This window comes from Leifsonia sp. GW821-FHT13C05 (genome assembly GCF_058806515.1).
Window position 1 is genome coordinate 25,180 of sequence record NZ_JBXAPT010000009.1, and the last position, 12,746, is coordinate 37,925.

The 12,746-nt window shown below is 63.0% G+C and carries 13 protein-coding genes; 2 read left to right on the top strand and 11 right to left on the bottom strand.

What is annotated here, in order from left to right:
- Positions 1-2: 2 nt before the first annotated feature.
- The 7 genes from AC1ROC_RS19110 to AC1ROC_RS19140 form a co-directional block, all read right to left on the bottom strand.
- Positions 3-557 (bottom strand): nucleotide exchange factor GrpE, encoded by a 555-nt coding sequence (locus AC1ROC_RS19110; RefSeq protein ID WP_493001889.1) that lies wholly within the window; start codon positions 555-557, stop codon positions 3-5.
- A 58-nt stretch (positions 558-615) separates the two neighbouring features.
- Positions 616-2,487, bottom strand: coding sequence for a molecular chaperone DnaK (dnaK, locus tag AC1ROC_RS19115; RefSeq protein ID WP_493001890.1), 1,872 nt, complete (start codon positions 2,485-2,487; stop codon positions 616-618).
- Positions 2,488-2,595: 108 nt separating this feature from the next.
- Positions 2,596-3,213, bottom strand: coding sequence for an HdeD family acid-resistance protein (locus tag AC1ROC_RS19120; RefSeq protein ID WP_121264513.1), 618 nt, complete (start codon positions 3,211-3,213; stop codon positions 2,596-2,598).
- A gap of 138 nt (positions 3,214-3,351) precedes the next feature.
- Positions 3,352-3,780 carry an Hsp20/alpha crystallin family protein gene (locus tag AC1ROC_RS19125; protein WP_121264516.1) on the bottom strand — a complete coding sequence of 143 codons (429 nt, stop codon included), beginning with the start codon at positions 3,778-3,780 and terminating at the stop codon, positions 3,352-3,354.
- A 431-nt stretch (positions 3,781-4,211) separates the two neighbouring features.
- Positions 4,212-5,474, bottom strand: a complete 1,263-nt coding sequence (locus tag AC1ROC_RS19130) for a hypothetical protein (protein WP_121264519.1) — start codon at positions 5,472-5,474, stop codon at positions 4,212-4,214.
- Between the two features lie 277 nt (positions 5,475-5,751).
- The gene (locus AC1ROC_RS19135; protein WP_147440236.1) at positions 5,752-6,537 is read right to left on the bottom strand and encodes a hypothetical protein; all 786 of its coding nucleotides are present in this window, start codon (positions 6,535-6,537) and stop codon (positions 5,752-5,754) included.
- The gene (locus AC1ROC_RS19140; RefSeq protein ID WP_085370095.1) at positions 6,534-6,914 is read right to left on the bottom strand and encodes a hypothetical protein; all 381 of its coding nucleotides are present in this window, start codon (positions 6,912-6,914) and stop codon (positions 6,534-6,536) included. Before AC1ROC_RS19140 ends, AC1ROC_RS19135 begins: the two co-directional genes overlap by 4 nt.
- 438 nt (positions 6,915-7,352) lie before the next feature.
- On the opposite strand from AC1ROC_RS19140, the gene AC1ROC_RS19145 reads away from it, so the two are divergent.
- Complete coding sequence (locus AC1ROC_RS19145; protein WP_183080111.1) at positions 7,353-7,997, top strand: cation diffusion facilitator family transporter; 645 nt, start codon at positions 7,353-7,355, stop codon at positions 7,995-7,997.
- Positions 7,998-8,099: 102 nt separating this feature from the next.
- Here the strand turns inward: AC1ROC_RS19145 and AC1ROC_RS19150 are convergent, their stop codons facing one another.
- The 3 genes from AC1ROC_RS19150 to AC1ROC_RS19160 all read right to left on the bottom strand — a co-directional run bounded on the left by AC1ROC_RS19150 (position 8,100) and on the right by AC1ROC_RS19160 (position 10,554).
- Complete coding sequence (locus AC1ROC_RS19150) at positions 8,100-9,014, bottom strand: cation diffusion facilitator family transporter (protein WP_183080112.1); 915 nt, start codon at positions 9,012-9,014, stop codon at positions 8,100-8,102.
- 188 nt (positions 9,015-9,202) lie between these two features.
- On the bottom strand, positions 9,203-9,577 hold the full coding sequence (locus tag AC1ROC_RS19155; RefSeq protein ID WP_085370094.1) for an ArsR/SmtB family transcription factor: 375 nt from the start codon (positions 9,575-9,577) through the stop codon (positions 9,203-9,205).
- 572 nt (positions 9,578-10,149) lie between these two features.
- The gene (locus AC1ROC_RS19160) at positions 10,150-10,554 is read right to left on the bottom strand and encodes a four-helix bundle copper-binding protein (RefSeq protein ID WP_085370093.1); all 405 of its coding nucleotides are present in this window, start codon (positions 10,552-10,554) and stop codon (positions 10,150-10,152) included.
- A gap of 103 nt (positions 10,555-10,657) precedes the next feature.
- Between AC1ROC_RS19160 and AC1ROC_RS19165 the strand changes: the two genes are divergently transcribed.
- Positions 10,658-12,109, top strand: coding sequence for a hypothetical protein (locus tag AC1ROC_RS19165; protein ID WP_085370092.1), 1,452 nt, complete (start codon positions 10,658-10,660; stop codon positions 12,107-12,109).
- Positions 12,110-12,421: 312 nt separating this feature from the next.
- Here AC1ROC_RS19165 and AC1ROC_RS19170 read toward each other — a convergent pair whose 3' ends face one another.
- Positions 12,422-12,724 (bottom strand): metal-sensitive transcriptional regulator, encoded by a 303-nt coding sequence (locus AC1ROC_RS19170; RefSeq protein WP_085370091.1) that lies wholly within the window; start codon positions 12,722-12,724, stop codon positions 12,422-12,424.
- Positions 12,725-12,746 lie beyond the last annotated feature (22 nt).

A 12,746-nucleotide genomic window follows, 5' to 3' on the forward strand; every position in this document is an offset into this window, starting at 1 on the left:
GGTTAGCTCCCCTCGGCCTCACGGGTCACGACAACGCTGGCAGGTCGGAGCACTCGCCCGATCGATCCGAAACCGGGGCGGACGACCGCGACCACGGTTCGTGGCGCAACGCTCGGGTCGTCGGTGACGGAGACCACCTCGTGCAGGCGCGGATCAAATCCTGCACCTTCTGCGGCGATCCGCGGATAGCCAAGCTCCCGCAACGCGTCGATGGCTTGCTGGTAGACGGCGGTGATTCCGCTGAGCAGTCCGTCGTCGGAGGACTGTGCGAACTCGAGCGCTCTCTCGAGCCCATCGACTACGGGGAGGAGGGCGCGGGCGGCGCGCTGCCGCTCCTGCTCACGCGCCGCCTCCATCTCCCGACCCATCCGCTTGCGATGATTGTCCAAGTCGGCGACTGCCCGCCGCCAGCGATCTTCAGCGGTCGCAAGCTGGGCGGCGAGGACCTCCTGCGCAGCGCGGAGATCCTCCGGCGTTGGCAGGTCCAGGCCGTCCTCTGGCGTTGCTGCCGCTGAGGGCTGTTCCCTCTGGCGGGTCACCTCGGCCTCTTCACTCATTCTCGGCTCTCCCTAGATAGTCGTTCTCCTCAATGTCTGTCTGGCCAGCGTGAGCTGCCTACCGGTCGAACTCGGCATCCACGACATCATCGGTGTCGTCGGCAGAATCCGTGGACGAGGTGGACTCACCCTGGGTTGCGCGCGCGGCTGCCAGGGAGGCTGCCATCTGCCGCAGCTCGCTTGTGAGGTCCTTAGCTTCCTGCTCGGAGGCTTCCTTCTGGACGGCTTCACGAGCCTGCCCGATCAGCAGTTCGGCGCGAGCGCGCTCGTGCTGCGGTGCGCCATCACCGAGTTCCGTGAGCGTGCGCTCGAGCTGGTACGCAGCGGAATCCAGTTCGTTGCGGGCCTCGATCGCCTGGCGCAGGGCCTGGTCTTCCGAGCGGTGCTGCTCCGCCTCCTTGACCATGCGGTCGATCTCGCTCTGATCAAGGTTCGACGTGTCGCTGATGGTGATGCCCTGCTCGGTCCCGGTGTCCTTATCACGGGCGGTGACGTGGAGAATGCCGTTGGCATCGATATCGAACGTCACCTCGACCTGCGCTTCACCGCGAGGTGCGGGGCGGATCCCGGTGAGCTGGAAACGCCCGAGGACACGGTTGTCGCCTGCCCGCTCACGTTCGCCCTGCAGAACCACGATCTCGACCGAGGGCTGGTTGTCCTCGGCGGTGGAGAACACTTCGCTGCGTCGTGCGGGGATGGTCGTGTTGCGCTCGATGATCTTCGTCATGACACCACCGCGGGTCTCCACACCCAGCGACAGCGGGGTGACGTCCAACAGCAGAACATCGTCGACGTCGCCCTTGAGCACGCCGGCCTGGATGGCCGCGCCAACGGCGACGACCTCATCCGGGTTCACCGTCATGTTCGGCTCCTTGCCGCCAGTGAGGCGCTTAACCAGAGCCTGCACGGCAGGGATGCGCGTGGACCCGCCGACGAGGATGACCTCGTCGATGTCGTTCTCGGTGACCTTCGCGTCGGCCATCGCCTGCCGGACCGGGCCCAGGCAGCGCTCGACGAGGTCATTGGTCAAGTTGTCGAACACGGACCGCTTAAGCGTGGTGGTCAGGTGCTTGGGGCCCGAGGCATCCGCGGTGACAAACGGCAGGCTCACCTGGGTCTGGCTCACCGAACTCAACTCGACCTTGGCCTTCTCCGCGGCTTCGAACAGGCGCTGCAGCGCCTGCGGATCCTTGCGCAGGTCGATACCGTTCTCCTTCTGGAACTCATCGGCGAGGTGATCCACTACACGACGGTCGAAATCGTCGCCACCGAGGTGGGTGTCGCCTGCGGTCGAGCGCACCTCCACCACGCCGTCGCCCACGTCCAGGAGGCTCACATCGAACGTTCCGCCGCCGAGGTCGAAAACGAGAACGGTCTCGTGCTCCTTCTTGTCCATGCCGTAGGCCAGAGCCGCGGCGGTGGGCTCGTTGATGATTCGGAGCACTTCAAGGCCGGCGATTCGTCCGGCATCCTTGGTCGCGGTGCGCTGAGCATCGTTGAAGTACGCGGGGACGGTGATAACCGCCTCGGTTACCTTCTCACCGAGGAACTTACTGGCGTCGTCGACGAGCTTGCGGAGAACGAGCGCGCTGATCTCCTCAGGCGCGTAGAGCTTTCCGCGAATATTGAAACGGGCCTCTCCATTCGGGCCGGCGACGACATCGAAGCCGACCGCCTTCGCCTCCTCCTCAATCTCGTCGAATGTGCGTCCGATGAAACGCTTGGCGGAGGAGATCGTGCCCTTCGGGTTCAGGATCGCCTGGCGCCGTGCAAGCTGCCCGACCAGACGTTCCCCATCCTCTGTGAAGGCCACGACCGACGGAGTGGTCCGTGCGCCCTCGACGTTCGGGATCACCTTCTCCTCGCCGGCTTCCCAGACGGCGATCACGGAGTTCGTGGTGCCCAGATCGATACCTACTGCCTTTGCCATCAGAGTCTCCTTTCATACGGGAAGGGATTTCGCTGGTGAAAGCGATGGTGCCTGTTCCGGTCCGCCCTGTCGGGCGACCCCGGATTACTTGGTTTGCTCGTTCACGGATTATTCGGTTTGCTCGTTCAGTTCGTTCCGGCCGAATGTGAATGCGCGCACGATGCCGAAAGCACCAAGGACGATGAGCGCGATACCGGCGAAGACGACCAGTACGACGGCCGAAGACGCGGGAAGGAAGAGCATGATGATGCCGGCGAGGATGCTGAGGATGCCGTAGGCGACCGGCCATGCGGGTGTGGTCGTCCGCACCGACTCGGTGATCGCGATCACGCCCTCGATGATCCATCCGACCGCGATGAAGGCCACCGCGAAAATGACCAACGTCGCTGCGGCGGCAACCGAATTTCTGAAGATCACGATGCCAGCCACGACCAAGAGGACACCGAGAATCACGTTCAACGCCCGGATCCCGGCGCTGATCCCCTTACTGAATACACCCATTCCAAGCCGGATCGCGCCGGCGATGACGAAGTAGATGCCCAAGATCACCGCCAGTGCTGCGAGGGTCTTGATCGGCTGCACGAGCAGCACGATGCCCAGGACGAGGGCGAGCAGACCACTGACCCCGATCGCAGCGCGAATGCCGTTGATCGCAGACCGGGTCAGGTTTCGTGCGTCCAGCGCAAAGTCGTGGATGACGGCGTTAATCGGGTTTGCTGAAGTCACAGAAGTCCCCTTTCTTTGAGCTTCGCCGTGTGAACGGCAACGAGATTCCGGGCCCGTGGCGGGGCGACGATGGTCGCATAGCCCGCCGCGGTCCGGGCGGTGTGGGGAAGGACCCCCGCCCTCCCCACACCGGCTTGGTCACGCCCCGAGGAGGCGCTTCTTCCTTTCCGGCTTGCCAGTGATCTGGATCTTGCGCGGCTTGGTCTTCTCGTTCACCGGGATGCCGATGCTCAGAACACCGTTCTCATAGTTCGCGCTGATCTGATCGAGGTCGACGCCGTCGCCGAGGCTGAACTGGCGAACATACGAGCCATAGGGGCGCTCCTGGGTGAGCCACTTGGCACCCTCAACGCTTGAGGCGTTCCGCTCTGCTCGGATCGTCAGAACCTGGCCATCCACATCAACATCGACCGAGTCGGGGTCTACTCCCGGAAGGTCCGCGGTGAGAACGTAACGGTCACCTACCCGGTACAGGTCCACCGGCATCAGCCGCGGCGCGCGAGCCGTGTCAAGCACGGTTGCCGCAAGGCGGTCCAGCTGGCTGAAAGGGTCAAACGACATAGCCACGAGGAATCTCCTTTCTTGACTTGAGTTAGCTCGACTCAACTTTGTTGTACTACTTCTGACGCCATCGGTGCAGGTTTTATTTCTCCTCCAGCCGATTTTTTGGGCTGGTGAGAGCCGGTATCCCGGCCACCAACCGACTGTGTGTCGCAGATAATCTCTATCCGTCGCCATAAATTTTCTACTCGGGACGTCGAAAGTCAAGTCTGTCGGGCGTCGATTTCGTGACGGAGGAAAAGGCCCCTCCCGCTCCGCGTGGCCAGGGGTAGATAGTCAGCGGGTCATTGCATTTAGTAGCCGAAGCGACCGGTGCCAGAGCGCGTCACTGGTGAGGCGGGCGAGGATCCGGACTACCGCAGCGCCCGCGCTGCACTCGGGGCAGCGATCCCGGAGGATCACCGACGGCTGTACGTGCTCGCCCTTGAAAGTGTGGTCTAGGACGGCAAGCCGCGGCTGCCGAGACTCTGCACGATTGGAAGTAGCTCGTACGCGGCATCGATGATCGCGTTGCGACGCGTAGCCGGGTAGGCGTCGAGCAAGTGCCGGGGCTCAAAGACATTCGATGCGCTCACTGAAGAGGTGGCAATCTTCGCCACGTGATCCCAGACGGGAGCGGGATGCCCTACCGCGCGTTCGAGAAATTCGCTCGAGATCCCTGCCGTCGGAACCTGCGCGGCTGTCAATTGTGAGCGTAGAAGCTCGTTGTTGGCGAGGTCATAGTCGCCGAGCGTTATAACCAGCCCGATGAGGGGACGATCGGCTGGAATGTCTGCGAATTCTGGTCGCGCTTCGCGGATACGCGCTGCAGTCCTGTTGATCTGGTCGATACCCCTGCCGATCACCTTCTGATGGGCCTCGACGAGAGTCGCGCGTCCCTCTCGGACGTCAGCACTCGGGAAGGCGCTCTTGCATTCGATCAGGAATGTGGCAGTCGGCGTGACCAGGACCCAGTCGACCGATTGATTTGAGGGGCGGAAGTGGATTTCGGGGTGGACGACGGCCCCCCGGATCAGGCGCAGGTGTCGACCGATGTAGGCCTGGAAGAGGTATCCCAGCTCGTACGTGAAGTCGTTCTTGAACTTTGCGAGGCCGGCATACGCGATCGAAGGGCTGGATGCCTTCTGCAGCACGATAGGCGCGCACGGAGCGATCCAGTGCCCATCGCTCATTCCCCCTACGAAAGGACGATCCTGCAGGGCGTTGAATCCCCAGGGCTCGAGGTCGAACTCCGGTACCTGCCATTGCTCGGCGGCTTCGGCAAGCCGGGGTATCGGGCGTTGAAACTCTTCGATGGTGGCCAAGAAGCTCCGGTGTGCGATCCGGTGAAAAGACTCCTCGTCGTCTTTATCCGCGAAGAGCGGAAGGTCCTGCGTCGGCAAGCCGAACGGATACGGCAATCCTTGGACCGCCAGCGAGTGCATCAAGAAGGCGGCAGAGCAGTACTCCGTGATCGATGCTCCAAGCAAACGCTCCTGCCAGCCCTTGGTAAGGACCCGGCACGGCGCGTCTTCTGGGTACGGCGTTTGCTCGAAGAGTGCAACTGTGCGGCCGAGCGTGTTCAACGGTGACCGCTGAAACAACCACTGCGACGAGACACCTCGCGAGACCATCCCGATCATCCCGTTGGTGCCGTCTTTGTGGTCAACAGGATGATCTAGCAGCGTGAAGTCGCCGACGAACCGCGAGAGTTCCATCACGGTCGCGACTCGACTTCGAGACCGGCCGTGGCGCAATAAGGTTGCCGCGGCCCCTGCCACATCCCAAGGCAGGAAGGATTGCACCTGCCCGCGCGAGTCATGAAGCTTGCCATCCCAGCGCGCGCTCTGCTGCGCCAATAAGCGAAGAGCTGAGTCGCGGTCGAACTGCCTACAACGGCGCACGTACGCCGCGTACGTGGTCCGAGCGGTCGGCGCGTGCGTTGCGATGACTGAGATTGGGTTGCCATCCCGGGCAGCCCGGCTCCGACCGAAGGCGCTACCCATTGTGTGAACGAAGGTGGAGCCATCCGGCGACGGTTGTTAAGGCGGGATCATCCTCGTCGATGCGTGCGGTGTTCACAACCGCGAGGCCGGTGGGCATCTCTTCCTGGTAGGGAAGCCAGATGGCTCGGCACCAGGCGCCACCGTGCTTGCTGCCGAAATGGACGCCCCGCGGGGTGGTGCCGTCGTCGAGTTCAGCGTCCCGCATGATCTCGGCGAGCATGGTCGTCACGTAGCGGTTGTCGCTGGTGAGAACTGACACGTTCAAGGCCGGAATGCCCTGGTTCGCCAGGAACCGCGACACGACGCCGTCATGGGCGGATTCCAGGGCCGAGATCGTGGCCGGGTGCGCCACGTCTACGAGCCACCCATCGCCTTCGATCGCGAGCTGGTACATGCGCCGCTCTGATCGCCAACGGGCAGGGATAGCGCCAACGGCGCGATAGTCCTCCTCGCCCCAGTCCTCGGAGATTTGAGCGAGCAGCTGATCGACTGTCAGATCGAGGGCCGCCGCGATTGGCGCGAGCGGGTCTACCTCGCCGGCCTTGCGCTTGTACTGGGAGAGAACTTCGGCGTACGCACACTCGGCGGTTTCGGCCACGTAGTAGGTGCGTCCGAGGGTGTCAAAGCGCCCCCACTCCTGGCGGTGCACATCCGGCGTCCGCCAGGGTGCGGATGGTTGCGCGTAACGCGACTTGGCGACGTGGAAGCCGGCAGCCTGGTCGACGGGGACCAGGCGCAAGCCCGTGGCACTACAGATGCGCGGTTCCGCCGCCGTCATTCGTCGACGTCGCCGTCGATGAACGCCTGCGCCGCCCGCCGAACCTCGGCGTGGCGGTCCTCGCGGATCGCCATGATCGGCGTGCTCTCACCGAGCAAAGGATTCCCACCGATGAACCACCGGCGCGCAACGTCTCGCCCTTCTTCTTCCCGCAACGCCGTCCAAACCTGGTGCGCGAACTGAATCCGGTTCCATGCCGCCGGCCGCGGCATGCCGCCGCCAGGCCGCGCCCACTCGTTCGGCTGCTGCCGACTCTTCACCCCAGCCAGCGCCGCCACGAGCGTCGCCCCCAGGGCATCATTCAGCTGCCGAACGATCTCATGCTCGTCAGTCATGTTCGTGCTGCGGTGCAGGCCCAGCGGCGTCAAAGTTGCCATACCTTGAGTTTACGTGGGATTGACACCGTGAGGTCAAATTCTGAGCGAAAAACCACCCTTAAAATTACGCTGAAAATGCGCGTCATGTCATGGCCTGGAGTGCGTCCTCCAAATTCGGCAGGATGCACGCTAAGGGTAAGAGAGAAAAGCGCGAGCATGGGGAGCCGCCATCTAGCGCGCCACGGGCAGACGCCAAATCGACTACGGCGGCGAAGTGAATGCTCTTAGCACGCGTACGGCATACACTCAGACTGTCATAATCACGCTTATCAGCGCTTAAAAGCATGAGGTTTTTATACGGCAGGACGACGCTGTCGACCGGCGATATGGAGTGTCTTTCCGCCACGAAGACTGTCCCCAAATTGTTCGGCGTGATTCGTTCCTGGAAGCGCGAAACAAGGAGGGGTGTGTCCGACGCTTCCGATCGATCCCGCCCCGGTGACCGATAAGGCGCCGAGATGGAGTCAGCGTCGGCGGATCCTGATCGTTCTCTGCCTCAACCTCGCGCTGATCGTCGGCTTGGTCATCGCGGGGTGCCTTGCTCACTCAGTGAGCGTGCTCGCCGCCGCCGGCGACACGGTTGCCGACTGCTTTGCCCTTGTTGTTGGGCTCATCGCGATCGCTCTTCGCGATCGGGACCCTGACCACCCGCACGCGCAGCGGCCGATTGCGATCGCTGCGCTCGTAAACGCGACGCTTCTGCTTGCCGTGACGGTGGCCGTGACGATCGAGGCAATCTCTCGGCTGCGCGAAGGCTCACCTCCGGTTGAGGGCCTGCCGATGGTGATCGTCAGCTTGGTCACGCTCGTCGTGATGCTCGCTGGCGCGCTGGTTCTCGGTCGCTCGGCTGCGGGCGAGGATCTGCACATGCGCTCTGTCCTGATCGATGCCCTTGCGGATGCCGCCGCAGCGGCAGCGATCGCGGTGGCCGGCGTCGTCATCCTGGCTGCGAACGGCCTCTACTGGCTCGACCCCGTGCTCGCGCTGGCGGTGGCAGTCCTGATCGCCATCGCCGCGATCCAGCTGATCGTCAAAGCGATCTCAGCCCTACGGGGTAAGCCGGTCGATTTCGACGACGACTGAGCCCTCAGACAGCACATTTGATGCGGAGCGTCTTGCAGGAACGTTGTGCCGGGCGGCCTCGTTTCCTGCGTTTCCCGGCAGCTGCTCTGGGCCCGCGAGTACTCAGTGTTGGTGGTCGGCCTGGACGGGAGTGATGGTGAAGCTGTCGAGGTTCCGCAGCTCTTTTCGTACGTGCTGCTCGGCGCGTTCGGCAACCTCTCCTGCTTCGTGCAGAGTGACGGCTTTGGTCTCGATTGTGGCGGCGCCGGTGAGGCGGTGGCCGATCCATCGCAGTTGGATGGTTCGCACGCCGGTGACTCCGGTGGCGTTTTCCAGTGCGTGCTCGGCCTTGTCGAGCAGGTGTGGGTCTATGCCGTCCATGAGGCGGCGTCCGATCTGCTTCACCGTGCCCCAGAGCAGGAGCAGGATCGACACCGCAATGAGCAGGCCGATGATCGGGTCCGCGATCGGCAGCCCGAAGAGGACGAAGATCGCGCCGAGCACCACCGACAGGGAGGTGAAGCCGTCCAAGCGTGCGTGTACGCCATCGGCCATCAGAGCGGCGGAGCCGATGCGGCGTCCCACCCGGATCCGGTAGATCGCGACGATTTCGTTGCCGGCGAAGCCGATCAGGCCGGCCAGGATCAGCAGCCACGCGTTGCGGATGTCGACCGGGTGGAAGAACCGACTGATCGCTTCCCAGCCCGCCACGACGGCGGAGAGCGCGACGACGAAGACGATGAACATGCCGGCGAGGTCTTCGGCGCGCCCATACCCGTAGGTGTAGCGGCGTGAAACGACGCGGCGCGCGAGGACGAAGGCAATCCACAACGGCACCGCTGTCAGGGCATCGGCGAAGTTGTGGATCGTGTCGGCCAGCAACGCGACCGAGGCGGTGAAGACCACCACGAGGGCTTGCAACACGGTTGTGCCCAGCAGCACGAACATCGAGATCTTCAGGGCCCGAACACCGGCTGTGCTGGCCTCCATCGCGTCGTCGATCGAGTCGGCCGAGTCGTGCGTGTGCGGCACGAACATGTCGTAGAGGAACCCGCGGACGCCACCGTGCGGGTGGTCATGTCCATGCTCATGCTCATGCTCATGCTTATGCCCGTGCCCGTGCTCGTGCTGATGGTCGTGACCGTGGTCGTGGTCGTCGGCTTGGTCGTGCCCGTGCTGATGGTCGTGGTCGTGGTCTTGGTCTTGGCTTGTCGGGTGCGGGGTGGTCACGCGGTCGCCTCGTCGCTCTCGGGTTGCGCGTGGTGGTGGCGGGGGCTTCCGCCGAGGGCGTGTTCGGCTTGGAAGATGGCGTCTGAGACGAGTTGGCGCGCGTGCTCGTTGGCGAGCTGGTAGAAGACTCGGGTGCCTTCCTGGCGGGTCGAGACGATCCGGGCGAGGCGGAGCTTCGCCAGGTGCTGGGAGACGGATGCGGGGGTTTTGTCCAGAATGTCGGCGAGATGGTTGACCGAGAGTTCCTGGTCGCGCAGGGCGAGGATGATTCGCACCCGGGTGGCGTCAGCGAGCATTCCGAACACTTCGACGGCTAACTCGACGTATTGACTGTCAGGCAAGCGCCCGCAAATCGCGTTATCTGCATCCATACGCAAATTATTGCATTAAGTCTGGCCGGAGTAGATTGCTGCCACGAAAACAGAGGGCCCGAGCATCGCTCGGGCCCTCTGGGAGTCAAGGAAATGCGCGGTGTTCGGGTCACCAGCGCTGAGCCCCCTGTCCGCTTCGGGTGCGGACACACATTCTTATCATGTCCCCCTTAATGAGGACAAGGAAGCGGCCGATGTTCCTACCGAACGATGGGCTCGGTCGCGGTGACCGCGTCAGCTTGCCGTGGCAATGCAGGTGTGAGGGTGCGGTGTCCTTTGAAGCTGCGCAGTCGGAGGCTGTTGCTGACCACGAATACACTGAAGGGTGCCAAAGGCACCGCCAGCTAGCAGTGGTTCACTGCACTCAGCATGGCGTGCATGGCGTGCATGGCGTGCATGGCGTGTTGTGAAGTCATCTCCGGTCCGGTGATGAGTTCGTTATCAACGCTCGTGAGCGTACCCGCGCGGTCACGGGCTCGTTGGGCGGACGCTCACGGGCGCATGTGTTTTGGCTGGTTTGAGCCCGCCATTCACCTGGCGGCCGCCAAGACGCTGAAGCCCGTAGCGGGTCTTCAGAGAATGCTGATGAGGTCGGCGCATGCCTGCTCGCAGCGCCGGCACACCTCGGCGCAAATTTGGCAGTGCTCGTGCATGTCGGCGTGCTTTTCGCACTCGTCCGCGCACGCGCCGCACACGGTACGGCAGGCTTCGAGCGCCGCTCGGGTGACGTTCGCGTCATAGCCGGTGTGACGGGAAAGCACGGCTTCGGTGGAGGCGCAGATGTCAGCGCAGTCGAGGTCCGTGCGGATGCATTTGACGAGTTCGGCGACCATTTCTTCGCTGAGGCATGCATCGGCGCAGGCGGTACACGCTTGCCCGCATTCGCCGCACGCTTGGATGCAGGCGACGAGTTTCTCCTGGTCGACGCCGCTGAGATCGGCTGGGTAGCTCTCGAGCATTTGCTGAACGGTGGACATCGGTTTCTCCTCATGGATTGGCAGTCCCCCTACGGAAGTGACGGTACGCCGATCGGAACCCAAAGACTAGAAGAATACCCCCTGGGGGTAGTAGCATTCGTATATGAGTCCTTCGGTCCGGGTTCGCGGCATCGGCCAGTGGAGTGCGTGGATCGTCGTAATTGCCAGCATCGCGGGTCTAGGTTCCGCCTACTGGGATGACTCCTGGCACACCACTCTTGGTCGTGACAGTGTCTTCATCCCGCCTCATTCGTTGCTGTACCTCTCGTTCGCGTCCGTCGGAACTGTGTTGGGGTTCTGGGGAATACGGCTACTCAGCCGGAGCGGGTCGATTCGAGCCCTCGCCAGGGAGCCCGGCTTCCTGCTTGCGGCCGCAAGTGCGGCCGCAACTGTCGCCGCCGCACCGGTGGACGCGTATTGGCACACCGCGTTTGGCCGTGACGCCGTCCTGTGGTCTCCCCCGCACTTGCTATCGGTGATTGCGACAACCGTTCTGCTGGCCGCGATACTGGTGAGCATTGCGGATCGGCCGTGGCCGCGACTTCACATCGGCGTGTCTGCGGTGCTTCTAGCTGCGTCGCAAATCGTCGTTATGGAATACGAAACCGATGTTCCACAGTTCACGGAACTGGTGTATCTACCGATTATGTTGTTCGCGGCGGTGGCCGCCGCATGGGTGATAACCCGAACAACAGAATTCCGGTTTGCACTGACCGCAGCCGTGATCGTTTTCCTCGCGTTCCGCGCTGCGCTTACTGTGGGTTTGACTGCTGCGGGGTGGTTGCCGCCGGATCTTCCCCTTGCGCTGCTGGGTTTGGTCGCGGTCGATGTTCTTCCCCAGCTGCCACGATTGCGATGGGCGGTCGCGGCCGCGGCGGTCGCGATTCTTCAGACACTGCTGGCTGCTACGGGCTTCAGCAGCGTCGCAATCTCGAACACGATTCCAGCAGCAATCGCCATTGCGGGTCTCGCCCTCATGGTGGTCGTCACCGCACGATTTCGGAGTCGAATATCCATGGCAGTTGTTGTCGTCCTGGTTTGCTCAATCGGCTTTGCGCTGACTACTCCGTCGCCCGCATCAGCTCACGACCCGGGCCAGGGAGCCCCGTTCGGAACCGTCACGTTGTCGATTCTGGGGAATGGGACCGGTGGGCTCGAGGTCCAGGTCACTGATATCCGGATGGCTCCGGCCCTGTCGGAGCCGGCGCATCTGATTGCGCGCAGAGCCGGCGTGACCATCACCGCACCTTTGCGCTTCGTTGGGACGAATGACGCTACCGACCTTGCGGGATCGATTAGGGTGCCGAGTTCTGGTCGATGGTTCGTTTACGCGGAGATCTCGTCGTCCTATGGGACGCTCGAAGCGTGGATGCCTGTTGAAAATGACCTCTCGGGATCCCTAACAGAGGCCCGGACGCTCTACCAACCGGCGGGATCAAAGCCGTGGATCTTCGGGCAGTTTCTCCTCGCCGGACTGCTTCTAGGTACAGCCGCCGGACTCGTTGCATGGCTAGCAACGGCTCTCGTTCGCTTGCCTCGGTCGCGCAGGAGATGACGGTTTCGAACAACTCATGACACCTCCCGGCTCCCTCACTGAATAAGGTGGGGCGGCCAGACGGAGGCAATCGGTCCGCCGAGACGCGGGCGACGGCCAGACCCATTTCAAACTTCGGGAGGACGTTACTCAACACCTCTCGTGCCGCACGAACTGGGGGGTTTGCGTTGTCCATAGCTGGTGCGCCACCAGCTGCGCCCGGGCGGCTCTTAGGTGGACATGGCGATGGCGAGCAGTGGTACGAGCAGGGCCGCCACAGACTCGACCACGGGCTCGCCTCGCACCGATCGCAATCCGCTGTTGCGGCGGTATTTAGGAGCGAACGAGCCTGGCGATAGCGTCGGAGGCTTCTTTGATCTTGGCGTCGGCCTCGCCGCCGCCAAGTTTAACCGCGTCGGTGACGCAGTGTTTGAGGTGATCGTCCATGAGCCCGAGTGCGACCGATTGTAAGGCTGAGGTGAGCGCGGAGATCTGGGTCAGGATGTCGATGCAGTACTTCTCCTCATCGACCATCCGGTAAACGCCGCGAGCCTGCCCTTCGATCCGCTTCAGCCGGTTCAGGTACTTATCCTTGTCGGTGATGTAGCCATGCGCCGAGTCAGTTGCGGTGTCCATCGTTTGTTCTACTTTCTATTGA